This window comes from Brachybacterium zhongshanense, assembly GCF_055385755.1.
Genome location: NZ_AP043790.1, coordinates 2,065,285 through 2,086,997, shown reverse-complemented (window position 1 = coordinate 2,086,997; position 21,713 = coordinate 2,065,285). Strand labels below are relative to the sequence as shown.

General features: G+C 71.0%; 24 protein-coding genes. 23 read left to right on the top strand and 1 reads right to left on the bottom strand.

Annotated elements, in window-relative coordinates; translation table 11 throughout:
• Positions 1-133 precede the first annotated feature (133 nt).
• The 17 genes from ACZ5AJ_RS09380 (at position 134) to lepB (ACZ5AJ_RS09300) (ending at position 16,240) form a co-directional block, all read left to right on the top strand.
• Positions 134-1,489 carry a bifunctional folylpolyglutamate synthase/dihydrofolate synthase gene (locus ACZ5AJ_RS09380; RefSeq protein WP_464133303.1) on the top strand — a complete coding sequence of 452 codons (1,356 nt, stop codon included), beginning with the start codon at positions 134-136 and terminating at the stop codon, positions 1,487-1,489.
• The gene (locus ACZ5AJ_RS09375; RefSeq protein ID WP_464133301.1) at positions 1,486-1,902 is read left to right on the top strand and encodes a DUF4233 domain-containing protein; all 417 of its coding nucleotides are present in this window, start codon (positions 1,486-1,488) and stop codon (positions 1,900-1,902) included. The genes ACZ5AJ_RS09380 and ACZ5AJ_RS09375 overlap by 4 nt, the downstream gene beginning before the upstream one ends.
• A gap of 105 nt (positions 1,903-2,007) precedes the next feature.
• Positions 2,008-2,433: a nucleoside-diphosphate kinase gene (ndk, locus tag ACZ5AJ_RS09370; RefSeq protein WP_464133298.1), complete on the top strand. Its 426-nt coding sequence runs from the start codon at positions 2,008-2,010 to the stop codon at positions 2,431-2,433.
• Between the two features lie 189 nt (positions 2,434-2,622).
• Entirely contained in the window at positions 2,623-2,823 is a 201-nt protein-coding gene (locus tag ACZ5AJ_RS09365; RefSeq protein ID WP_464133296.1) for a hypothetical protein, read from the top strand.
• A 117-nt stretch (positions 2,824-2,940) separates the two neighbouring features.
• A complete protein-coding gene (ftsY, locus tag ACZ5AJ_RS09360) occupies positions 2,941-4,449 on the top strand; it encodes a signal recognition particle-docking protein FtsY (protein WP_464133293.1) in 1,509 nt (502 codons plus the stop codon).
• A 183-nt stretch (positions 4,450-4,632) separates the two neighbouring features.
• Complete coding sequence (locus ACZ5AJ_RS09355; RefSeq protein ID WP_464133290.1) at positions 4,633-5,970, top strand: ammonium transporter; 1,338 nt, start codon at positions 4,633-4,635, stop codon at positions 5,968-5,970.
• Complete coding sequence (locus ACZ5AJ_RS09350) at positions 5,967-6,305, top strand: P-II family nitrogen regulator (RefSeq protein WP_464133286.1); 339 nt, start codon at positions 5,967-5,969, stop codon at positions 6,303-6,305. Before ACZ5AJ_RS09355 ends, ACZ5AJ_RS09350 begins: the two co-directional genes overlap by 4 nt.
• The gene (locus ACZ5AJ_RS09345; RefSeq protein ID WP_464133283.1) at positions 6,295-8,640 is read left to right on the top strand and encodes a [protein-PII] uridylyltransferase family protein; all 2,346 of its coding nucleotides are present in this window, start codon (positions 6,295-6,297) and stop codon (positions 8,638-8,640) included. Before ACZ5AJ_RS09350 ends, ACZ5AJ_RS09345 begins: the two co-directional genes overlap by 11 nt.
• 195 nt (positions 8,641-8,835) lie before the next feature.
• Complete coding sequence (gene ffh, locus ACZ5AJ_RS09340; RefSeq protein WP_464133280.1) at positions 8,836-10,449, top strand: signal recognition particle protein; 1,614 nt, start codon at positions 8,836-8,838, stop codon at positions 10,447-10,449.
• Positions 10,450-10,498: 49 nt separating this feature from the next.
• Positions 10,499-11,659 carry an amidohydrolase family protein gene (locus ACZ5AJ_RS09335; RefSeq protein WP_464133276.1) on the top strand — a complete coding sequence of 387 codons (1,161 nt, stop codon included), beginning with the start codon at positions 10,499-10,501 and terminating at the stop codon, positions 11,657-11,659.
• Between the two features lie 217 nt (positions 11,660-11,876).
• Positions 11,877-12,341, top strand: coding sequence for a 30S ribosomal protein S16 (gene rpsP, locus ACZ5AJ_RS09330; RefSeq protein ID WP_464133271.1), 465 nt, complete (start codon positions 11,877-11,879; stop codon positions 12,339-12,341).
• A gap of 1 nt (position 12,342) precedes the next feature.
• Positions 12,343-12,585 carry an RNA-binding protein gene (locus tag ACZ5AJ_RS09325; RefSeq protein WP_464133269.1) on the top strand — a complete coding sequence of 81 codons (243 nt, stop codon included), beginning with the start codon at positions 12,343-12,345 and terminating at the stop codon, positions 12,583-12,585.
• Between the two features lies 1 nt (position 12,586).
• Complete coding sequence (locus ACZ5AJ_RS09320) at positions 12,587-13,606, top strand: hypothetical protein (protein ID WP_464133267.1); 1,020 nt, start codon at positions 12,587-12,589, stop codon at positions 13,604-13,606.
• Positions 13,603-14,181, top strand: coding sequence for a ribosome maturation factor RimM (gene rimM, locus ACZ5AJ_RS09315; protein ID WP_464133264.1), 579 nt, complete (start codon positions 13,603-13,605; stop codon positions 14,179-14,181). The genes ACZ5AJ_RS09320 and rimM overlap by 4 nt, the downstream gene beginning before the upstream one ends.
• Entirely contained in the window at positions 14,138-14,938 is an 801-nt protein-coding gene (gene trmD / locus ACZ5AJ_RS09310; RefSeq protein WP_464133262.1) for a tRNA (guanosine(37)-N1)-methyltransferase TrmD, read from the top strand. The genes rimM and trmD overlap by 44 nt, the downstream gene beginning before the upstream one ends.
• Positions 14,939-15,278: 340 nt before the next feature.
• Positions 15,279-15,629, top strand: a complete 351-nt coding sequence (rplS, locus tag ACZ5AJ_RS09305; RefSeq protein WP_464133259.1) for a 50S ribosomal protein L19 — start codon at positions 15,279-15,281, stop codon at positions 15,627-15,629.
• Between the two features lie 38 nt (positions 15,630-15,667).
• Positions 15,668-16,240, top strand: a complete 573-nt coding sequence (gene lepB / locus ACZ5AJ_RS09300) for a signal peptidase I (RefSeq protein WP_464133255.1) — start codon at positions 15,668-15,670, stop codon at positions 16,238-16,240.
• Positions 16,241-16,370: 130 nt separating this feature from the next.
• Here the strand turns inward: lepB (ACZ5AJ_RS09300) and ACZ5AJ_RS09295 are convergent, their stop codons facing one another.
• Positions 16,371-16,496 (bottom strand): hypothetical protein, encoded by a 126-nt coding sequence (locus ACZ5AJ_RS09295; RefSeq protein ID WP_464133252.1) that lies wholly within the window; start codon positions 16,494-16,496, stop codon positions 16,371-16,373.
• A gap of 33 nt (positions 16,497-16,529) precedes the next feature.
• On the opposite strand from ACZ5AJ_RS09295, the gene lepB (ACZ5AJ_RS09290) reads away from it, so the two are divergent.
• The 6 genes from lepB (ACZ5AJ_RS09290) to dprA all read left to right on the top strand — a co-directional run bounded on the left by lepB (ACZ5AJ_RS09290) (position 16,530) and on the right by dprA (position 21,681).
• Positions 16,530-17,183, top strand: a complete 654-nt coding sequence (gene lepB, locus ACZ5AJ_RS09290) for a signal peptidase I (protein ID WP_464133249.1) — start codon at positions 16,530-16,532, stop codon at positions 17,181-17,183.
• The gene (locus tag ACZ5AJ_RS09285) at positions 17,180-17,986 is read left to right on the top strand and encodes a ribonuclease HII (protein WP_464133246.1); all 807 of its coding nucleotides are present in this window, start codon (positions 17,180-17,182) and stop codon (positions 17,984-17,986) included. Before lepB (ACZ5AJ_RS09290) ends, ACZ5AJ_RS09285 begins: the two co-directional genes overlap by 4 nt.
• Positions 17,983-18,285 (top strand): DUF2469 domain-containing protein, encoded by a 303-nt coding sequence (locus ACZ5AJ_RS09280; RefSeq protein ID WP_464133243.1) that lies wholly within the window; start codon positions 17,983-17,985, stop codon positions 18,283-18,285. The genes ACZ5AJ_RS09285 and ACZ5AJ_RS09280 overlap by 4 nt, the downstream gene beginning before the upstream one ends.
• Positions 18,286-18,461: 176 nt before the next feature.
• A complete protein-coding gene (locus ACZ5AJ_RS09275; RefSeq protein ID WP_464133239.1) occupies positions 18,462-18,920 on the top strand; it encodes a YraN family protein in 459 nt (152 codons plus the stop codon).
• Positions 18,920-20,509: a YifB family Mg chelatase-like AAA ATPase gene (locus tag ACZ5AJ_RS09270; protein WP_464133236.1), complete on the top strand. Its 1,590-nt coding sequence runs from the start codon at positions 18,920-18,922 to the stop codon at positions 20,507-20,509. Before ACZ5AJ_RS09275 ends, ACZ5AJ_RS09270 begins: the two co-directional genes overlap by 1 nt.
• Entirely contained in the window at positions 20,506-21,681 is a 1,176-nt protein-coding gene (gene dprA / locus ACZ5AJ_RS09265; RefSeq protein ID WP_464133232.1) for a DNA-processing protein DprA, read from the top strand. The genes ACZ5AJ_RS09270 and dprA overlap by 4 nt, the downstream gene beginning before the upstream one ends.
• Positions 21,682-21,713: the final 32 nt, after the last annotated feature.

Below are 21,713 nucleotides of genomic sequence, written 5' to 3'. Positions count from 1 at the left end.
GACCGCGGGGGTGTGGGGAGGAGCATCGCCGTGCCTGGGACGCGCCGGCGTCCCAGGCGCCGCTCGTACACTGGACCGGCCCCGTCCTCCCTCCATCCCAGGAGCTGATGTGCCCCGTCCGTCCCGTCCGGTCATGTCGCCGGAAGTGCGTGAGGTCTACGCCGCGCTGCTCGAACGCGCCCCCGAGAACCGGATCGAACCGGATCTGTCCCGCATCCGGAGGGTGATGGAGCTGATGGGCGATCCGCAGCGCTCCTACCGCTCCATCCGGATCGCGGGCACGAACGGCAAGACCACCACTGCGCGCGTCCTCGAGCGGATCCTGCGGGAGGCCGGTCTGCGCACCGGTCGCACCACCAGTCCGCATCTGCGCACCCCCGCAGAGCGCATCGCCATCGACGGGCTCCCGATCGACGACGACGGCTTCGTGCAGGCCTACGAGGATGTGCTCCCCTTCGCGCAGATCGTGGACGAGGAGTCCCTCGCCGGCGGGGGCCCGCGGCTGACCTTCTTCGAGTACCTCACCGCCATGGCCTTCCAGGCCTTCGCGACCGCTCCTGTCGACGTGGCCGTCGTCGAGACGGGCCTCGGCGGCACCTGGGACGCCACCGGGGCTGTCGATCCCGACGTCGCGGTGATCACCCCCATCGGGATGGACCATCAGGAGTACCTGGGCGACACCATCGACCTGATCGCCGGGGAGAAGGCGGGCATCCTCACCGCCGGCGCGACCGCCATCATCGCCGCACAGCCCGAGGGTGAAGCCCTCGACGTGCTCAGGGGGCGCGTCCAGGAGCTCGGCGCCGAGGCCGCCTTCGAGGGCGAGCAGATCGGCGTCATCGCGAGGACCCCCGGCGTCGGAGGGCAGCTGCTGACCCTCCAGGGCATCGCGGGCCGCTACGAAGAGGTCTTCCTCTCGCTGCTGGGCGAGCACCAGGCATCCAACGCGCTCCTGGCCGTCGCAGCGGCTGAGGCGCTCCTGGGCGGTGGGACCCCGCTGGACGGAGAGATGCTCTCCGCAGCGCTCGCCTCGGTGACCTCGCCCGGCCGGGCGGAGGTCGTGAGGCAGTCGCCGACGGTCGTGATCGATGCGGCGCACAATCCAGCGGGCGCGGCGACCCTGGTCGAGACGGTCCGGGAGAACTTCCGGTTCACCCGCACCGTCGGGCTCGTCGGCATCCTCCAGGAGAAGGACGCCGAGCAGATCCTCGCCGTGCTCGAACCGCTCATGGACTCCGTCGTGATCACCCGATCGTCGTCGCCCCGCGCGATCCCCGCCGACGAGCTCGCGGACATCGCCCGCGACGTGTTCGACGACGAGGACCGGGTGATCGAGGTCGCCTCGCTGCCCGACGCGATCCAGACCGCGGTCGACCTCGCCGAGTCGGGCGGAGATCAGTTCGGCGGCGTCGTCGCAGCGGGGTCGGTGACGCTCGCCGCCGAGGTCCGCGAGCTGCTCGGGGCCCCGGACGACGGGGAGGACCGATGAACGCGGTGCTCGCCGCCCTCAGCCCGTCGCAGCGCGCTCATGGCGCCCAGCGCATGATCGCCGCGACCGTGCTGGTGGTGCAGGCTCTCGTGACGTTCTTCGCGGTCCTGGTCGCCCATCAGCTCGACGCCGATCAGCGCACCTTGAACTGGACCTGGGGGCTGGTCACGGCAGTCGCCCTGGTCCTGTGCTCGGGCCTGCTGCGCCGCGGCGCCTGGCCCTATCTGCTCGGTCTCGTCCTCCAGATCCCGGTCATCCTGCTCGGACTGAGCGTCCCCGCGATGTTCGTCGTCGGGGGTGCATTCCTGGTGCTGTACGTCTACGGCGTCCTCAAGGGACATCAGCTGGACGCCGAGAAGGACGCGATCGACCGTCAGGTGCTCGGCGAGGAGGACAGGGCCGGACAGGAGTGAGCCCGTCCTGGGACCGTGCCGGAGCCTCCGTGCCGGAGCGGCGGAGCGGCTCTGAGCCTCGCGGAGGCGTCCCGAGCATGGCAGAGCTCTCGGTACAGTAGGGCCATGACCGCACAGCGCACCCTGGTCCTGCTCAAGCCCGATGCCGTGCAGCGTGGCCTGCGCGGGGAGATCATCCGGCGCATCGAGGCGAAGGGCTACGACATCATCGCCCTCGCCCAGCGCACCGCCACCGACGAGGAGCTCTCCGCCCACTACGCCGAGCACGAGGGGAAGCCCTTCTACCCCGGCCTCGTCGAGTACATGGGCTCCGCCCCGCTCGTCGCGATCGTCGCCGAGGGCGACAGCGTGATCGCGGGCTTCCGCTCCCTCGCCGGTGCCACCAACCCCACCGAGGCGGCCCCCGGCACCATCCGCGGGGACCTCGCCCGCGAGTGGGACCTGCCCGTGATCCAGAATCTCGTCCACGGATCGGACTCCGAGGAGTCCGCAGCCCGAGAGATCGCGATCTGGTTCCCGGGCCTGGTCTGAGCCCGCTGTCCCCGTCGACCGGGCATTCCTGATCGGCCGTGCGGCATGAGCCGTTCCCTCTGAGCCATCAGCCGACGTCCTGCGCGCGGACGCCCGACAGCGGGTCGGTCGGCACGTGCCGCGGGTCCAGGAGCGTCCGGCCTCCTGCGTTCCCAGCGAGGAACCGGTCTGTATGTGCACAATGAGGACATGTCGTCCCTGACGCTCGTGACCGTCATCTTCCTGCTCGTCGCCGTGCTGGTGGCGGTCGGGATCGTCGTCATGGTCGCCCTGCCGAACGTCCGCACCGATCGCGCTCGGGAGCGCGGCGCGCAGGATTCCGTCCGCGCACCGCGTGGGCACAGCTCCCGGACCGGGCAGCGTCGCGACCCTCCGCCATCTGCGGAGTGACCAGGGCCCCGTCAGAGGCCGGTCATCGATCTCGTCCCTGCGAGAGGTCGGCGCCCTGCCCCTAGACTGGCGCACGTCCTGCCGCAGCGCCGGCTTCCCCGATCGCGGAGGTGACCCGTGGATCCCAATGACATCCTCTCCCTCATCGCCGGAGGAGGAGGCGTCCTCCTCATCCTCGGTGCCGGGGCCTGGGCCCTCGTGCGCGGACGCGGGAGGAAGGGCTCGCAGGGCGAGGGCGAGGAGCGTCCGGACGACGCCGGGAGGACCAGCTCCGACACGCCGACGGCGACTGCTGCCAAGGAGCGTCCCGCGGCACCGACCTGGGCCGACACGCTCTCCGCTCCGGAGACGACGGCGAAGGACGAGTCCGTCGCACCGGGACCCGTCGCAGAGTCCGGTGCCTCCGAGGAGGAAGAGGCCACGGGCAGTCCCTCCGAGCCCGACGTGGCGGAGCCGACCGCAGAGGACCGGACCGCCGGAGCCGCACCGGTCGAGAGGGCATCGCTCGAGAGCGAGCAGGCTGCGACCGAGAGCGAGCCGACTGAGGCCGCGCCCGATGCCGCGCAGGGCACCGGCATCGCCGAAGAGGAGCGCACCGACGGGGAGCACGCTGGCAAGGGTGCCGCTGAGGAGCCCGTGGCCGACGCCGCGACCGGTGCCGTGGTCGTCGAGAAGCCCGAGGCTCCGGAGAGTCGCATGCTGCGGCTCCGCGAGCGGCTCTCCCGCTCCGGCGCTCTCGGCCGAGGGATCCTCAGCCTCCTGACCCGCTCGAGCGTCGACGAGGACACCTGGGACGAGATCGAGGAGACCCTCCTGCTCGCCGATCTCGGTCCTGATGCGACCGACGAGCTCCTGGAGAGCCTCCGCCGGCGCATGCAGGTGATCGGCGGCGATGAGCCCTCCGCCGTCCGCGAGGCGCTGCGTGAGGAGCTGCTCGCGCTCGTCGACCCGTCCCTCGACCGACGCGTCGCCGCCACGGCCCGGACCGCGGAGGACGGCGCTCGCGTCCCGTCCGTCGTCCTCATGGTCGGCGTCAACGGCACGGGCAAGACCACCACCGTCGGCAAGCTCGCGCGGGTCCTCGTGGCCGCGGATCGCAGCGTGGTCCTCGGCGCCGCTGACACCTTCCGCGCCGCCGCCGCCGAGCAGCTGGCGACCTGGGGAGCCCGCGTGGGAGTGGACACCGTGCGCTCCGACCGCGACGGGGCGGACCCTGCGGCGGTCGCGTTCGACGCTGTGAAGGAGGGCATCGAGCAGGGCGTCGACGTTGTCATCGTCGACACCGCCGGGAGGCTCCAGAACAAGAAGGGCCTGATGGACGAGCTCGGGAAGGTGCGTCGGGTCGCAGAGAAGGGGCTGCACGGCGACAAGGTCGCCGAGGTCCTGCTGGTCATCGACGCCACCACCGGTCAGAACGGCATGCAGCAGGCGAGGGTCTTCTCCGAGGCCGTCGACGTCACCGGCATCGTCCTGACGAAGCTGGACGGCACGGCGAAGGGCGGGATCGTCGTCAACGTCCAGCGGGAGCTGGGTGTTCCCGTCAAGATGGTCGGGCTCGGAGAGGGCATGGACGACCTCGCGCCCTTCGACGCCCACGGCTTCGTCGACGCGCTGCTGGGGGACTGACCGGGGAACGGATGGCTCCCGTCCGTTCCACGGTACGACGACCACGGTCACGGAACGATCACGGGGGCTGTCCGGTATAGGTGGATCGGCGGCGCTCTCCCACGATGTTCTCCATCGACCGATTGGGTCGACCGAGCAGGGCGCCCTGTCGCCCCGTTCGCCACCACTCACCCTGGAGCCGACATGGAGTTCACCCTGGACACCGGGGCGACAGCCTGGATACTCGCCAGCGCCGCCCTCGTGCTGCTCATGACGCCCGGCCTCTCCCTCTTCTACGGAGGGATGGTGCGGGCCCGCACCGTTCTCAACATGATGCTGATGTCCTTCATGGCGATGGCCGTCGTGGCCGTCGCCTGGGTCCTCGGCGGATACTCGATCGCCTTCGGATCTGACGTCGCAGGCCTCTTCGGCAACCCGCTGGAGTTCTTCGGTCTCTCCGGCACCGACGACCAGTCGATCCTCGCCGGCAGCGGGGTGCCCTTCTTCGTCGCCGCCGGCTTCCAGATGACCTTCGCGATCATCTCCACGGCGCTCGTCTCCGGCGCCATCGCCGATCGCGTGAAGCTCGGCTCCTGGATGGTCTTCGCCCTGGTGTGGGTTCTGATCGTGTACGCACCCCTCGCGCACATGGTGTGGGGCGGCGGACTCCTGGGCGGTGACGGCATCTTCGCCTCGATCGCCGAGCCCGTCGACTTCGCGGGCGGCACCGTGGTCCACATCAACGCTGGTGTCGCGGGCCTCGTCCTCGCGCTCGTCGTCGGTGCTCGCAAGGGCTTCGGCAAGGAGCCGATGAAGCCCCACAACCTGCCGCTGGTCATGCTCGGTGCGGCGCTGCTGTGGTTCGGCTGGTTCGGCTTCAACGCGGGCTCCGCCGGCACGGCCGATGGCACCGCGGGTCTGGCCTGGGTCAACACGACCGTCGCGACCGCCGGTGCGATGCTCGGCTGGGCCCTCGTGGAGAAGCTCCGCGACAAGCACGTCACCTCGCTCGGCGCAGCCTCCGGCGTGGTCGCCGGCCTTGTCGCCATCACGCCGGCCGCCGCCGCGCTGAACCCGGTCACCTCGATCGTGCTCGGTCTGATCGCCGGTGCGCTGTGCGCCCTGGCCGTGGGCCTGAAGTACCGCTTCGGGATCGATGACTCGCTCGATGTCGTCGGCGTCCACCTGGTCGGCGGTCTCGTCGGCACCATCCTGATCGGCGTGCTGGCCGATGACGGCGGCCTGATCTTCGGCGGCGGGGCGCGACTGCTGCTGGTGCAGATCCTGGTGGCCCTCTCCGCGATGGTCTTCTCCGGCGTCCTCACCGCTGTGATCGCCCTGGCCATCAAGTACACGCTCGGCTGGAGGATCTCCGACGCCGACGAGGCCGCAGGGATCGACATCACCCACCATGCGGAGTCCGGATACGATCTGGGCGGCTCCCTCGCGGCCCGCCGCGATCGTACGGTCCGCATCGAGTCCGCCCCGTCCGAACCGTCGGCCGAGGACTCCCAGCCCGTCACCGCAGGAGACGCCCGATGAAGCTCATCACCGCCATCGTCCAGCCCCACGCCCTCCAGGCCGTCACCGACTCCCTGCGCGAGTACGGGGTCAGCGGGATCACGATCACTGAGGTCGCCGGCTACGGCCGCCAGGGCGGGCACACCGAGGTCTACCGCGGCGCCGAGTACACGATCGACACCATCCCGAAGGTGAAGATCGAGGTCCTCGCCGACGATCCCGACGAGAAGGACATCGTCGACCTGATCGTCGCCGCCTCCCGCAGCGGGCGGATCGGCGACGGGAAGGTCTGGACCACCGAGGTCGGCACCGTCGTCCGCGTCCGCACCGGCGAACGGGGAACGGATGCACTCTGAGGAGCTCCCCGGCCGCCGGCTCACGCAGGTCCTGAACGCCGGCTTCGCGGATTCCTCCGCCGGTCCCCAGCGCAGGCTCGATCAGTCCGCTCTCGTCGACGAGTGGCTGAACGAGCTCTGGCTGGGGGCCGGCGCTCCGGCGTCCGGAGCCGCCCTCGCCGCCATCGGCTCGCTCGGTCGCCGCACCCTCGGCCCGGGCAGCGATCTCGATCTGGTGCTGCTGGTCGATCCCGGCCAGCTCGACGCCGCGGAGTCCGCCCGCCTCGCGAGCGCCGTCTGGTATCCGATCTGGGACTCGGGCACGTCGCTCGACCACTCGATGCGCAGCCCGCTGGAATGCGAGCAGGTCGCGCGCGACGATCTGCGGGCGGCGATCTCGCTCCTGGACCTGCGCCTGGTGGCGGGCGACCAGTCCCTCGTGGACGACGCCTCCGCCCGGGTGCGCGCCCAATGGCGACGTGAGGCCCGCCTCCGCATCGGCGAGGTCGTCGAGCTGGCGGAGGATCGCAGCGCCCGCTACGGCCAGCTCGCCCATTCGATCGAACCGAACCTCAAGTCCGATCGCGGGGGCCTGCGTGACATCACGGTCATCCGGGCCATCGCCGAGAGCTGGCTGGCCGACCACGACCACGCGGTCATCGACCATGCCGCTCACGTCCTCGCCGACGCCCGTGATGCGCTCCAGGCGGTGACCGGCAAGTCCGGGACCCGATTGGGCCGGGCCGACCAGGACGCGGTCGCCGCCCTGACCGGGCACGCCACCGCGGACGATCATCTCGCGGTGCTCGCCGAGGCGGCTCGCGCGGTCACCTGGGAGATGCATAGGACCATCCGCGCCGCCCAGGCCGCTGTGGCGCCCGGCGGTGCAGGGACCTACGGCGCGGGCACGGACCGCCGTCCGGCGATCTCTCGCGTCGGGCACGGAGCACTGGTTCAGGCCGGCGAGGTGTCCGTCGACCCGCGGAGCACCGATCCGCTCCGGGACCTCGCAGCGGTCCGTCATGCCGCCACCACGGGGCTCCCTCTGGCCGACGCCACCCTCGCGCGCCTCGCCGAGGCACCGGTGCGGCCGTTCACCGATGCGCAGCGCGATGTCTTCGTCGACGCACTGGCCGGCGAGCACATCGCGGACGCCTACGAGGCGCTCGACGTGAAGGGGATCTTCGCGAGGTGGGTGCCGGGCTGGTCGGAGGTCCGCAACCGTCCCCAGCGATCAGCCGTGCATCGCTTCACGGTGGACCGCCACCAGATCGAGACGGTGCGCGAGGTCCAGCCGTTCCTCGCGCGCGTCGGCCGACCCGACCTGCTGCTGGTCACGGCGCTGCTCCACGACCTCGGCAAGCGCGCCGACGCCCGCGATCACGCCCGCGAGGGCGCACCGCTCGCGGAGGCGGCCGCTCGGCACCTGGGCTTCGACGAGACCGATGCCGGGATCGTGGGCACGCTCGTGCGCGAGCACCTCACGCTCGTGGGACTCGCGACCGGGCGCGACCTCGCCGATCCCGCGACGCTGCAGGACCTGCTGCGCGCGGTGCAGGGCGATCCGACGATCCTGGAGCTCCTGCGCGCGCTCACGGAGGCCGATGCGATCGCCGCGGGCCCCGCCGCCTGGTCGGGCTGGCGCTCCTCGCTCGTCGACCACCTCACGGATCTGGCGCGCGACGCGCTCAGCGGCAATGCGCCGGCACCGCGTCTCATGCTCACCCCGCAGCGCTCCGTCCAGGAGGCGGTGGTGGCGGCGGTGCAGCGCACCGACAGCGCCCAGGTGCTCTATCCGGCGCCCACCGAGGACGAGCCGATCTCGCAGATCTGCCTGGGCGCGCCCGATGGCGCCGGCGTCTTCGCAGCGATGGCCCGCGTGCTCGCCCGCCAGCGGATCGACGTGCGCAGCGCGGTCGTGCTGACCATGGACGGGATCGCCGTGAACACCTGGTGGGTCTCCGGCACACATCAGGACCTTCCCCATCCCTCGGCTCTGCGCTCGGCGCTGGACCGCGAGCTGAAGCATCGGGATCGGGCCGATGCCCGCGTCCTCGAGCTGCCCCCGCCTCCGCCCCCGCGCAGCACGGAGGACACCCCTGTGGTCACCCTCCTGCCCGGAGCCTCCAGCGAGGCGACGGTCGTGCAGGTCAATGCCCGCAACCGTCCGAGCCTGCTGGCGGACGTCGCCGAGACGATCACCCAGCATCGCCTCGAGGTGCGCAGCGCCCACGTCATGACCCTCGGCCAGAGGGCCATCGACGTGCTCTACCTGACCGACCAGAAGGGCCGGGCGCTCGACGCCCCGACGGTCGGTCGCATCATCGCAGCACTCATGGACGCTGCGACGACCTGAGCCTGCCGCCGCGGCGTCGTGGCGCCGCGGCGGCGGTCCGCAGCCCGGGAGCGTCCCATCGGCCACCGGGGGCACCGGTCATCCGGTCATCCCGTCCTCCGGGGCGGCGTGGCAGGTCTCTCGCGGTCGTCACCCGGGCTGTCCGGCCGAGGCCACTACACTGGTGCGGTCCGCACGACCAAGGGGAAGCTCTTCGTGTTCAACAACCTGTCCGATCGCATCACCGCGTCCCTCAAGGGGCTTCGCGGTCACGGCCGCCTCACCGAGGCGGACGTCGACAAGACCATCCGCGAGATCCGGCGCGCCCTGCTCGACGCCGACGTCGCGGTGCCGGTGGTCCGCGAGTTCACCGGTCGGGTGCGGGAGCGCGCCCTGGGCGAGGAGGTCTCCAAGGCCCTCAACCCGGCGCAGCAGGTCGTCAAGATCGTCCATGACGAGCTGGTCGAGGTCCTCGGCGGCGCCACCGGCGAGCTGACCTGGGCCAAGCATCCTCCGACGGTCATCATGCTCGCGGGCCTCCAGGGCGCCGGCAAGACCACGCTCGCGGGCAAGCTCGCGAGGTGGATGAAGTCCGAAGGGCACACCCCGCTGCTCGTCGCCGCGGACCTCCAGCGCCCCAACGCCGTGAACCAGCTCCAGATCGTCGGCGAGCGGGCCGGTGTCCCGGTGTTCGCGCCGGAGCCCGGCAACGGCGTGGGCGATCCTGTGCTGGTCGCGATGAACGGCGTCTCCACCGCGCAGTTCCAGCAGCATGACGTCGTCATCGTCGACACGGCAGGGCGCCTGGGCATCGACGAGGAGATGATGCAGCAGGCGAGGGACATCCGCGATGCGGTCAACCCTCATGAGACGCTGTTCGTCGTCGACGCGATGATCGGTCAGGATGCCGCGCGCGTCGCCGAGGCGTTCCGGGACGGCGTCGGCTTCTCCGGCGTGGTCCTGTCCAAGCTCGACGGCGATGCGCGAGGCGGCGCGGCCCTGTCGATCACGGGTGTCACGCAGCGCCCGATCCTGTTTGCCTCGACCGGCGAGAGCCTCGACGACTTCGAGCGCTTCCATCCGGATCGCATGGCCAACCGCATCCTGGACATGGGTGATGTGCTCACCCTGATCGAGCAGGCGGAGAAGGCCTTCGACCAGAAGGAGGCCGAGAAGGCCGCCAAGAAGCTTGCGGCCGGCGAGGACTTCACCCTCGACGACTTCCTCAACCAGATGCAGCAGCTCAAGAACATGGGCAGCATCAAGAAGATGCTCGGCATGCTCCCGAACATGGGGCAGTTCCGTGAGCAGCTCGACAGCTTCGACGAGAGGGAGCTCGGGCGGATCGAGGCGATCATCCGCTCCATGACGCCTGAGGAGCGAGCGAACCCCAAGGTCATCAACGGCTCCCGTCGAGGGCGCATCGCCAAGGGCTCGGGCACCACTGTCCAGCAGGTCAATCAGCTGCTCGATCGCTTCAAGCAGGCGCAGCAGATGATGAAGCAGATGGGCCGCGGCATGGCCGGGGGAGGAGCACCCGGCATGCCCGGCGGACCCGGCATGGGGATGGGCAAGAAGTCGCGCGGCAGGATGCAGGCGCAGCCGAAGTCGAAGAAGGCCAAGTCCAAGAACCCCGCCAAGGCAGCTCGTGAGGCGGCCGAGGCTCAGCGCAAGGCGGCCGCGGGCGGCCAGGGCGGATCCGCGTTCGGCGGCGGAGCGGGCGCTGCGGCCGATGCCGGGAGCCCGAGCGCGAACGGTGCGCCGGATCTCTCCGACTTCGACCCCAGCCAGCTTCCGCCGGACATGCAGAAGCTCTTCGGCGGGAAGTGAGCCGTCGGCGCGGGATCCGTCTCCGCGCGCCTCGGTCTACGCTCGGGTCATGAGCATGTTCGCCCCTGCCCCTCCCCGAGCCGCAGCGCACCCCGTGCTGCATCTGCGCGGTCCTGTCCTCGTCGGACCCGAGGAGGAGGTGGCTGAGGCGTGGGTGATAGACGGCCGCATCCATCACGAGCGTCCTGAGTCCGACCTGCTCAGAGCCGCGGTCGCCGCTTCCGGCGAGATGGAGCCGCTCGAGGTCGAGGGGTTCGTCGTCCCGGGGCTCTCCGATCTGCACTGCCACGTCGGCATCAGCGACGAGGGGACGGGGACGGACCTCGCGACGGCCAGGGCGCAGGCGATCGTGGATCGCGACACCGGCGTCCTGCTCATCCGCGATGCCGGCTCGATCACCGACACCTCAGCGCTCCAGACGCATCCGGATCTGCCGCGGCTGGTCCGCTGCGGGCGGCATCTGGCGCGCACACGTCGGTATCTGATCGGGTATGCCGACGAGATCGAGCCGGAGGACCTGCCGACAGCGGTCGCGCGTGAGGCGCGTCGCGGGGACGGGTGGGTGAAGCTGGTGGGGGACTGGATCGATCGCGGGAACGGGGACCTCGCGCCGTGCTGGGACGCGGAGGACTTCGCGGCGGCGGCCCGCGCCGCGCACGATGCGGGCGCGAGGATCACCACGCACACCTTCGACGAGGAGACGCTGCCGATGGTGCTGGACGCCGGCTTCGACTGCCTGGAGCATGCGACCGGATTGACCGACGAGACGATCCGTCGGACGGCCGAGTCCGGGACGCCCGTGGTGACGACGCTCGTGAACGTCGGGGAGTTCGAGACCTATGCGCGTCAGGGGGAGAAGAGGTTCCCGCAGTATGCGGCCCATATGCGCCGGCTTCGCGAGGGGCGCTACGACCGCACCCGGGATGCGCATGACGCGGGGGTGGAGCTCCTGGTGGGGACTGACGCCGGGGGAGTGCTCGGTCACGGGATCGTCCATGACGAGCTCGACGAGCTGGCCGCCGCCGGACTGGACGGCACGGCCATCCTGCAGGCGGCCGCGTGGGGACCGCGCAGGTTCCTGGGAGCGCCGGGACTGGCGGATGGGGAGCCGGCGGATCTGCTGGTCGTGCCCCGGGACCCGCGGCTCGACCATCGGGCTCTGCGCGAGCGGACCCATGTCGTGCTCGGAGGCAGGATCGTGGCGCGGTGAGCACGGCGGACCAGGAGGCCGAGCCCGGCATGTGCCTCGCCGCACACCGGTCCCAGGTGGATTCGAGGACGGGGCAGCTGGCATAATCTTCTCCTGTATGCGCCCTGGCCGGCCCTCTACCCGCCATGGCGCGGCACCCCGAGCACCGTCAGCGCCCGCATGACCCCACAGGCTGCGGCGGGACTCACCGGAACTTCCAAAAGGAGAGTCCACACACGTGGCTGTCAAGATCCGTCTGAAGCGCATGGGCAAGATCCGTGCACCGTACTACCGCATCGTCGTGGCAGACTCGCGCAAGAAGCGCGACGGCTCCGTGATCGAGGAGATCGGCATCTACCACCCGACCGAGAACCCCTCTCGGATCGAGGTCAAGGGCGATCGTGCGCAGTACTGGCTCGGCGTCGGCGCGCAGCCGACCGAGCAGGTCGCCGCCATCCTCAAGATCACGGGCGACTGGCAGCAGTTCAAGGGCGAGGCCGATGCGGCCGGCTCCCTGAAGACCGCTGAGGCCAAGCAGTCCGCGGAGGAGCTCATCGCCGCTGCCGACAAGGCCGCCGCCGAGTCCCGCGAGGGCGCCAAGAAGGCCAAGGAGGCCTCCGCGGTCGAGGCCGGGTCCGAGGAGGCCCCTGCCGAGGGCGAGAGCACCGAGGACGCCGAGGCCGCGACCACCGACGAGGCCTGAGATGAGCGCGCGCGCCGAAGCACTCGACCACCTCGTCCGCGGGATCGTCGACAGCCCCGACGACGTCCGGGTGAGCGAGAAGTCCACCCGACGCGGTCCGCTGCTCGAGGTCCGGGTCAGTCCTGCCGATCTCGGTCGCGTCATCGGCCGATCGGGCCGCACCGCCCGTGCCCTGCGCACGGTCACCGCGGCGCTGTCGGACGAGGACATCCGCGTGGACATCGTCGACGTCGACCGACGCTGAGGTGCGCAACGCCTCTTCAGGGAGCGGCGCCGCCGGCATGGGCCGGTGGCGCCGCTCCCGCCGTCTGACGGCTCCGGATCGGTCGTCCGGGCGCTCCGAGCTCGCCTCGCGCCTCGAGGCTGCGGCACGCGGTACGGCCCTGACGGGTCTCGCCATCGCACTGCTGGTCGGATGCTCGGGCCTCCCATCCGGAACCGCGGCAGGCGGGCAGGACCCGTCGGGGACCGGTGCCGACCAGACGGAGGAGTCATCCTCCGGGCGTGGGGAGAGCCCGCAGGCCGCCTCCGCCGAGCTGGACGCCGCCTGCGGGACCTTCTGGGGGGACCCCGACTATCGGGATCCGCTCTCCCGCACCGTCCTCGACCGCGCGGCCACCGCCCCTGATGCCGGGCCGGATGATCCGTTCTTCTATGCGATGACCGCCGACGACGTCGACGCCGTCTTCGAGGACGTCCCCGAGGATGCCCCCCGCACCGCTGCTGCCGAGCTCGCGGACTGGTTCCGCAGCGAGCCCGAGCGCGGCGCGGATGCGGACGGCGAGGCCTTCGCCTCAGCCTGGGAGGGTCTGGCCGGTGCATGCGCCGGATCCTCCGTCGCGGCATCCTGGGCTGCGGGCGGCGGCGAGGACGGGACCAAGCCGGCGGCACTCGTCTGCGCGGACGTCTTCGACACCCCAGGCACGCTCACCGTCTTCGCCAACGCCAACGTGCTGACCTCCAACATGTTCAAGCTCGTGGGGCTGAGCGCCATGCAGGTTCCGTCGGACCGCATGGACGACGTCCGGGCGACCTCGGACCTGCTCGGAGCGGAGATCTCGGCGGTCGATGACGACGGCGTCCGCGCGGCGCTCGAGGAGGTGCGTCAGCCCTTCCTCGACGCCCTCGAGGGCGATACCCGGTCCGACGGGCTGCAGACGCCTCTGGACCACCTCGGCTCCGCCTGCGGGGCGATCGGATATGACAGCCCCGAGACGGGGAGCACGGACTCGGGCGACGAGACGGACGACGGAGGACTGGTATGAGCACTCGCGACGTGGTGGTGGCGACCATCGGCAGGGCGCACGGACTCAAGGGCGAGGTGTCGCTGCGCCTGCGCACGGACATCCCCGAGGAGCGGCTGCATGACGGCGCGCAGTTCGAGGTCGAGATCCCGTCGGGCGCCGGCACCTCGAGCACCCGGGTGCTGACCGTGCTCTTCACGCGGGTGCAGCAGGACCGCTGGTACGTCCGCTTCGAGGAGATCAGCGATCGCAGCGGAGCCGAGGCGCTCCGCGGCGTGGACCTGGTGATGGAGGTCGACGAGGCGGAGGAGGCCGAGGCCGATCCCGACGCGTGGTACCCCTCGCAGCTCAAGGGGCTCGCGGTGGTGCACATCGAGGATCGACGCGAGCTGGGAACTGTCGTCGGCGTCGAGCACTACCCGGCACAGGATCTGCTGGTGGTGCGGACCCCGGATCGCCGCCGGGTGCAGCTGCCGCTGGTCGAGCAGCTGGTGCCGGAGATCGACCTGGAGGCCGGACTGGTGGTCGCCGCTCCCCCAGGAGGACTCTTCGATGAGCAGCCTGAGAGCGATGACGACGTGCCGGAGCAGGGCTGATCGCGTGCGCATCGACGTCCTGACCCTGTTCCCCGACTATCTCGCGCCCCTCGAGCTGTCACTCATCGGCAAGGCCCGCCGCGAGGGCATCGTGGATCTGCATGTCCATGATCTGCGCGACTACACGCACGACAGGCACCGCACGGTCGACGACACCCCGCTCGGCGGCGGTGCCGGCATGGTGATGAAGCCCGAGCCCTGGGCCGAGGCGTTCGCCGACGTGCGACGCCGCGGAGGCGAAGCGCTCGGTGCGGAGGCTCGACCTCTGGTCGTCTTCCCCAATCCCGCCGGAGCGCCGTTCGTGCAGGCCACCGCGCATGTCTGGGCGGAGCGCGAGTGGATCATCTTCGCGTGCGGGCGCTATGAGGGCATCGACGAGCGGGTCTATGAGCACCTCGCCGACGAGGGCTTCGAGATCGCGCTCGCCTCGCTGGGCGACTACGTGCTCAACGGCGGCGAGGTCGCCGTGCTCGCGATCACCGAGGCGGTCGTGCGGCTGGTGCCGGGTGTGGTCGGCAACGCCGAGTCGCTGGTCGAGGAGTCCCATGCCGACGGTCTCCTGGAGTATCCGCTCTACACGCGCCCGGCGGCCTGGACCGACCCCGGCGGGACGCTGCGCGAGGCGCCTGCGATCCTGCTCTCGGGAGACCACGGGCGGATCGCGGCCTGGCGCCGTGAGCAGGCGATCCGTCGTACCCGCGAGCGTCGCCCGGACCTGATGGGCCCCGAGGGTGCAGGCGGGATGGTCGGCGCCTGATCCGGACGGCGCGCATGAGCTCGGCGCTGCCGCGATGCACGTGACGCAGCTGACAGCCGATCGCATCGCTGACCAGCGGGGTCGTCCTGGGCCGAGCTTGCCGGGGCGGGAGCGCGCTGGCAGAATGGTCGTTCGTGCGCGCCGCGCGTCCCTCTGCCTCAGGGGAGGGCCGCTGCAAGCGGTCGGGCAGGTCCGTGGCGATGGGAGTCGCCGCCAGAGGCCCAGCACACCGGCACGGGGAGTCCTCACGATCCTCGCCGGATCGACGGTTCATGACGGGCGCCGCCTGGCGCCCCGCGAACGAGGCCGTCCGACCTGAGGCGGAGGCCGGAGAAAGAGCATGCAGAAGTTCGACGAGCTCACCAAGCCGCAGCTGCGCGAGGACATCCCCGCGTTCCGCGCCGGCGACAACGTCAAGGTCCACGTCAAGGTCGTCGAGGGCAACCGCTCCCGCGTCCAGGTCTTCCAGGGCTACGTCATCGGCCGCCAGGGCCACGGCGTCGGAGAGACCTTCCGCGTCCGCAAGATCTCCTTCGGCGTCGGCGTGGAGCGCGTGTTCCCCGTGCACGCCCCGACCATCGACAAGATCGAGGTCGTCACCCGCGGTGACGTCCGCCGCGCGAAGCTGTACTACCTGCGCGGTCTGACCGGCAAGAAGGCGCGCATCAAGGAGAAGCGCGACTTCAGCTGATCACTGCGAGATCGCTGGTCTCAGGGATGCTCCCGGAGATGGCGCCTGCACGGCGGCGGCCCCACCTGGTGGTGGCCGCCGCCGTCTGCGTGGTCGCGATGCTGCTGGCCGCGTTCGCTGTGAGGCAGTTCGTCACCCAGCCGTTCCGCGTCCCGTCCTCCTCGATGGAGCCGACGCTCCAGGTCGGCGACGTGATCCTCGTGGATCGCTCTCAGCGGGGGACCGCCGAGCGCGGTCAGATCGTGGTGCTCGACGGTTCGGGCTACTTCGGCTCCTCCGACGGCGGGTCCGCGACCGGGCGCTACTGGGTCAAGCGCGTGATCGCCGTCGGGGGCGACTCCGTCAGCTGCTGCAGCGATGACGGGCGCATCGAGGTCGACGGCGTCGCGATCGACGAGCCCTATCTGCCCGACGGCGTCGCCCCGAGCGAGGACGAGTTCGATCTCGAGGTCCCGGTGGGGCGCATGTTCGTGCTCGGCGACAACCGCTCGGACTCCACCGACTCCCGTAACCTGCTGGGCCGCCCCGGAGGGGGGATGATCCCGGTGTCGAGGGTGGTCGGTCCCGTCGACCGGATCGTGTGGCCGCTCTCGCGGGGAGCAGTGCTGTGACGTCCAGGGACTTCCGGATAGGATCGCGGCGATGAACGAGTCCGACGAGCCCCGAGGCCCCGCGTCCCCTGAGCAGGATCGGGGACCTCTGCCCGGTGCACCCCGGGAGGGCTCCGGGCATCCGCCCGCCTCAGGCGGCTCCGACCGAGGTGCCGGCGAGGACCATGCCGGTGGCGGTGCTGATGGCGCTGCCGAGGACGCCGCCGAAGATGATCTCGACGCAGGCGAGGGGGAGCCCGTAGAGCGGGCGGTGCATCGCGGCGAGGCGCCGCGCAGGATGCCCCTGTGGATGGATACCGCCGTGACGATGGTGATCGCCCTGGTGATCGCCGTCCTGGTGAAGACCTTCCTGATCCAGCCGTTCTACATCCCCTCCGCGTCGATGAGCCCGACCCTGGTGGTCGACGACAAGATCGTCGTCTCCAAGCTGACACCGGGCGTGTTCGACCTCGAGCGCGGGGACGTGATCGTGTTCGAGGATCCCGACGACTGGCTCCAGAACGAGGCGACCTCCGACACCGGAGTGCGCAACCGCGTCCTGGGAGTCCTCAGCCTCATCGGCCTGGCTCCGGACCCTTCGCAGAACCATCTGGTCAAGCGCCTGATCGGACTGCCCGGCGACCATGTGGTGTGCGCGGAGGAGGGCGCGGACCTGCAGGTCAACGGCGTCACCATCGACGAGCCGTACATCAATCCCTCGACTCCCGCCTGCCAGACGGCGTTCGACGTGACGGTCCCCGAGGGGGATGTCTGGGTGCTCGGCGACAACCGCCTGGCCTCGGCGGACTCCGCCTACCACGAGGACCGCGAGGGGACCGGCGCAGGCATGGTCCCGATCTCGAACATCACCGGACGAGCCGTTCTCGTGTTCTGGCCGGCCAGCAGCTGGTCCAGGCTCGGTCAGGGGCATGACGCCTTCGCGGACGTCCCGGACCCCTCATGACCATCCCCGTCCCCACTCTCGAGGTGGAGCTCGAGCTCGCTCGACGGTGCGGTCCCGGTCGCCGGATCGTCGTCGGGCTCGATGAGGTGGGTCGCGGGGCGCTGGCCGGTCCGGTCGCCGTCGGAGCGGTCGCGATCGAGGTCCGCGACGGCGTCTGCAGCCCTCTGCCCGACGGCGTGCGCGACTCCAAGCGTCTGAGCCCGAAGCGCCGCGAAGCACTGGCTGCCCCGATCCGTGAGTCCTCCGCAGCGCATGCGATCGGCTGGGCGAGCGCCGCCGAGATCGACCGCGCGGGCATCATGGACGCGCTCGCAGCGGCTGCGATCCGTGCGCTCGAGGGGCTGGGGGCGTCCGGCATCAGACCCGACGCGATCCTGCTGGACGGAGACGTCGATGTGGTCACCCCTGCCCTCGCGGCCTCCGGGGCCGTGGTCCCGCCGGTCGCGCTGCGGGTCGGTGCGGACCGGGACTGCGCCTCCGTCGCCGCTGCGAGCATCCTCGCCAAGGTCGCGAGGGACGCGCTGCTGGTGGAGCTGGACGCCCAGGCGCCGGGCTACTCGTGGGCGCGGAACAAGGGATACGGCTCAGCCGCGCACCGCGAAGCCATAGGCCGCCTCGGACCGCATCGGGAGCATCGCCGCAGCTGGAACCTGGGGACGGGGAGCACTCCCGGGATGAAGCGGGCCGCGCGGGAGACGTCGGACGCTCGTTCTGCTGCGCTACCGTCGGCCTCGGCGCCCAGCTCTGCTGGCGTACTGTGGGACGACCAGTGGCCCCTGCACCATGAGGAGGAGCGTCGGTGAGCAGCCAGGACCTCGAGAACTTCGAATCCGACCTCGAGCTTCAGCTCTTCCGCGAATACCGGGACGTCGTGCGCACCTTCACGTACGTGGTGGAGACCGAGCGTCGCTTCTACCTCGCCAATCAGGTCGACATGCAGGTCCGTTCGGCTGGCGGCGAGGTCTTCTACGAGCTGAACCTCGCGGACGTCTGGGTCTGGGACATCTACCGGTCCAACCGCTTCGTCCGCTCCGTGCGCGTGGTGACGTTCAAGGATGTCAACATCGAGGAGCTCAGCAAGGAGGACATCTCGCTGCTCTGAGCAGCGGGATCCGTCGTCCTCCACCGGGAGCGCAGCCTCGGCGAGGGTCGTCGGCGTGCCTATGACCGGCATCGGTGCTCCTCCCCAGAAGCTTGTCTGCTCCTCCCCAGAGGCCCGTCGTCCCCAGAGCGGGCCGTCCCGATGCGAGGCAGTCGCTCGCTCAGCACGCTGGGGGCATGAACAGCGCAGCCACCACCGGAACCCGCCCACCCGCACCGCCCCCGGCCACCGCCGCGACCGCTGTCGGCGCGGACACGACGACCCTGCACGGAGTGCGCGACCTCACCCCCGCAGAGCTCGGACGGGCGGGCGAGGAGATCGTCGCACGGCGGCTCGTCGCCCAGGGATGGGTCGTCATCGAGCGCAACCTCCGCCTCGGCGCCGGTGAGCTCGACATCGTGGCGCTGGATGGGCAGACCCTCGTGTTCCTCGAGGTGAAGACCCGCCGCAGCTTCGTCACAGGGGTGCCTCAGGCGGCGGTGACCGATCGCAAGCTGAAGCGCCTGCGACGTCTGGTCGGGCAGTACCTCATGGAGAGGTCGACGCCCCACCGCGACGTCCGGATCGACGTCGTCGCAGTGCACGCGCACACCGACGGCGCTGTCGGACTCGAGCATCTGCGGGCGGTGGGCTGATGGGACACGCACGCACGCTCTCCGTCTCCCTGAGCGGCCTCGAGGGGACCCTTGTCGAAGTGGAGGCGGACGTCGCCTCCGGTCTGCCGGCCTTCGTCGTCGTCGGCCTGCCGGACTCCTCCATGCTCCAGGCCCGCGAGCGCGTCCGCGCGGCGCTCTCGCGCAGCGGGCTGGGGATCGCACCGCGCCGCTTGACCATCAACCTGACGCCTGCCTGGCAGCAGAAGCACGGATCGGGCTTCGACCTCGCGATGGCCGTCGCCATCGCCGATGCTCAGGGAGATCTGCCCGGTCGCGGACAGCGCCGCACCGTCCATCTGGGCGAACTGGGACTGGACGGCCGTGTGAGGCCGGTGCCCGGTGTCCTCGCGGCGCTCGTCGCCGCCCGGGAGCAGGGGATCCTCGAGGCTGTCGTGCCGCAGGAGAACCTCCTCGAGGCACAGCTGGTCGAAGGGATCGCCGTTCACGCAGCGGCGGATCTGCGCGGCGTCCTGCATCGCTGGGGCGCCGAGGTCGATCCCGGCCCGGCGCGCCCTCTGCGGGCCGTCGTGCGCGCGCAGGGAGAGGACGCGAAGGAGGACAGGAGCGTGGGGACGTGGACCGGAGGCCGACCGATGACGGTGGCGTCGGCGTCCGTCCCGGACTTCCGCGATGTCGTCGGGCAGCGTCGTGCCCGGCGTGCCGCGGAGATCGCGGCCGCCGGTGCGCATCATCTCCTGCTGACCGGCCCGCCTGGATCGGGCAAGACGATGATCGCGTCGCGCATACCGGGGATCCTCCCCGATCTCGACGTCGACGAGGCGCTCGAGGTGTCTGCCGTCCACTCGCTCGCGGGGCGCTTCGACCCTGAGCAGGGGCTGCTGCGTCGACCACCCTTCGAGGCGCCGCACCATACGGCGACCACAGCGGCGATGGTCGGCGGAGGCGCCGGGATCGCCCGTCCGGGAGCGATCTCGCGAGCGCATGCGGGAGTGCTGTTCCTCGACGAGGCACCGGAGTTCTCCTCACGCGTCCTGGAGGCACTGCGCGAGCCTCTCGAGACCGGTGACATCACCCTGCACCGGCAGCGGCACGTCTCGCGCTATCCGGCACGCTTCCAGCTGGTGATGGCATCGAACCCGTGCCCCTGCGGGATGAGCTTCGGGAGAGGTGAGAGCTGCCGATGCACACCGCTCCAGCAGAGGCGGTACCGAAGCAGGCTCTCCGGTCCGCTGCGGGACCGGATCGACATGCATGTCGAGGTGCCGCCCGTCGACGTCCTGCGCATCGGAGAGGAGCTCGAGGAGTCCAGCGCGAAGATCGCCGCACGCGTCGCCGACGCCAGATCGCGGCAGCGGGAGAGATTCGCGGAGGATCCGTGGAGCCTGAACTCCCAGATCCCAGCTCCGGAGCTTCGTCGGCGCTTCGCACCCCGGCCTGCGGACAGGCGCTTCCTGGACATGCGGGTCGCCCATGGGGCGATATCGCTGCGCGGCTACGACCGGGTGGTGCGCATCGCGTGGACCATCGCCGACCTCGCCGGCATCGAGCACCCGGATGAGCAGCACATCGGAGAAGCGCTGAACCTGCGCGAGGAGGATGCACGATGAGCCAGGAGAGCCGTGCCCGCATCACCTGGTCGCTGACCGCTGAGCCCTCCGATGCGATGGCTCTGCTGCTGCGGCAGAACCGCGGGCCGGTCGAAGCGCTGCGCATCGCGGAGACGTCCGACGCCCGCGGCCTCCTGCGAGCCCTCGGAGGCGAGGCTCCTGCGGACCCGACCCAGCCAGGAGGGCCTCCGCTCGCCCGGGCTCAGGAGGCCCTCGGGCGCTGGCGCCGCCGCCTGGAGAGGGTCGACGTCGACGAGGCCCTCGATTCGGCGGCCCGTCTCGGGATCCGAGCGATCACCCCGGAGCACGACGAGTGGGCACCATGCATCGACGACCTGCAGGAGACTGCTCCTCATTGCCTGTGGCTGCGCGGTTCCGCCCGGCTCGATGAGATCCTCCGCGCCCGACGGGTCGCGTTCGTGGGCTCGCGAGCGTCCACGGCATATGGGGAGGAGGCCGCCGCTTCGTTCGGCGCAGCCTTCGCGGCCGCGGGCGGGACCGTCGTGTCCGGCGGTGCCTACGGTATCGACGCCGCCGCGCATCGCGGGGCGCTCGCCGCCGGCGGTCGCACCATCGCCGTCCTCGCCGGCGGGCTGGACGCTCTGTATCCGCGAGGGAACGAGCGCCTGCTCAGGAGCATCGCCGAGCAGCATCTTCTGATCTCGGAGGCACCGCCGGGGACGGCGCCGACCCGCTGGCGGTTCCTGTCCCGCAATCGTCTGATCGCTGCTCTGTCCGAGGCCGTGGTGGTGGTCGAGGCATCCTGGAGATCCGGTGCGCTGTCGACGGCACGGCTCGCGGATCATCTCTCGCGTCCGATCGGCGCAGTCCCCGGGCCGATCACCTCCGCTGCGAGCGCCGGTTCGCATCGGATCATCCGTGAGCGAGGCGCAGTCCTCGTGACCGAGAACGAGGACGTCATCGACCTCCTGCCCGGGGGCATGGCCGCGGGGGACGGACGCTTCGCCGTCCAGGACGAGCTCGACCTGCTCTCCCCCTCGGACCGGCGAGTCCTGGACGCGGTCCCGCCGCGCTCGTCGATCACCCGCGAGAAGCTGGTCGACGAGACCGGATTCACCGTGACCCAGGTCGATGCGGTGCTGGGCAGACTGGATGTGCTCGGACTGGTCGAGCCCTCCGGCGAGAGCGTCCGGAGGACCAGAGGAGCGTGACGCCGTCCTCCGCGGGCGGCGACGCCGTGAGT

Bases quoted from the DNA above. Each gene is read 5' to 3' on its own strand.
- dprA (WP_464133232.1), top strand. From the start codon at position 20,506: ATGAGCCAGGAGAGCCGTGCCCGCATCACCTGGTCGCTGACCGCTGAG.
- ndk (WP_464133298.1), top strand. From the start codon at position 2,008: ATGACCGCACAGCGCACCCTGGTCCTGCTCAAGCCCGATGCCGTGCAG.
- ACZ5AJ_RS09350 (WP_464133286.1), top strand. From the start codon at position 5,967: ATGAAGCTCATCACCGCCATCGTCCAGCCCCACGCCCTCCAGGCCGTC.
- ACZ5AJ_RS09275 (WP_464133239.1), top strand. From the start codon at position 18,462: ATGAACAGCGCAGCCACCACCGGAACCCGCCCACCCGCACCGCCCCCG.
- ACZ5AJ_RS09345 (WP_464133283.1), top strand. From the start codon at position 6,295: ATGCACTCTGAGGAGCTCCCCGGCCGCCGGCTCACGCAGGTCCTGAAC.
- ACZ5AJ_RS09295 (WP_464133252.1), bottom strand. From the start codon at position 16,496: ATGCACCGCCCGCTCTACGGGCTCCCCCTCGCCTGCGTCGAGATCATC.
- lepB (WP_464133249.1), top strand. From the start codon at position 16,530: ATGGATACCGCCGTGACGATGGTGATCGCCCTGGTGATCGCCGTCCTG.
- ACZ5AJ_RS09380 (WP_464133303.1), top strand. From the start codon at position 134: ATGTCGCCGGAAGTGCGTGAGGTCTACGCCGCGCTGCTCGAACGCGCC.
- rplS (WP_464133259.1), top strand. From the start codon at position 15,279: ATGCAGAAGTTCGACGAGCTCACCAAGCCGCAGCTGCGCGAGGACATC.
- ACZ5AJ_RS09325 (WP_464133269.1), top strand. From the start codon at position 12,343: ATGAGCGCGCGCGCCGAAGCACTCGACCACCTCGTCCGCGGGATCGTC.
- rimM (WP_464133264.1), top strand. From the start codon at position 13,603: ATGAGCACTCGCGACGTGGTGGTGGCGACCATCGGCAGGGCGCACGGA.
- ACZ5AJ_RS09270 (WP_464133236.1), top strand. From the start codon at position 18,920: ATGGGACACGCACGCACGCTCTCCGTCTCCCTGAGCGGCCTCGAGGGG.
- ACZ5AJ_RS09285 (WP_464133246.1), top strand. From the start codon at position 17,180: ATGACCATCCCCGTCCCCACTCTCGAGGTGGAGCTCGAGCTCGCTCGA.
- lepB (WP_464133255.1), top strand. From the start codon at position 15,668: ATGGCGCCTGCACGGCGGCGGCCCCACCTGGTGGTGGCCGCCGCCGTC.
- ACZ5AJ_RS09335 (WP_464133276.1), top strand. From the start codon at position 10,499: ATGAGCATGTTCGCCCCTGCCCCTCCCCGAGCCGCAGCGCACCCCGTG.
- trmD (WP_464133262.1), top strand. From the start codon at position 14,138: ATGAGCAGCCTGAGAGCGATGACGACGTGCCGGAGCAGGGCTGATCGC.
- ACZ5AJ_RS09375 (WP_464133301.1), top strand. From the start codon at position 1,486: ATGAACGCGGTGCTCGCCGCCCTCAGCCCGTCGCAGCGCGCTCATGGC.
- ACZ5AJ_RS09355 (WP_464133290.1), top strand. From the start codon at position 4,633: ATGGAGTTCACCCTGGACACCGGGGCGACAGCCTGGATACTCGCCAGC.
- ACZ5AJ_RS09365 (WP_464133296.1), top strand. From the start codon at position 2,623: ATGTCGTCCCTGACGCTCGTGACCGTCATCTTCCTGCTCGTCGCCGTG.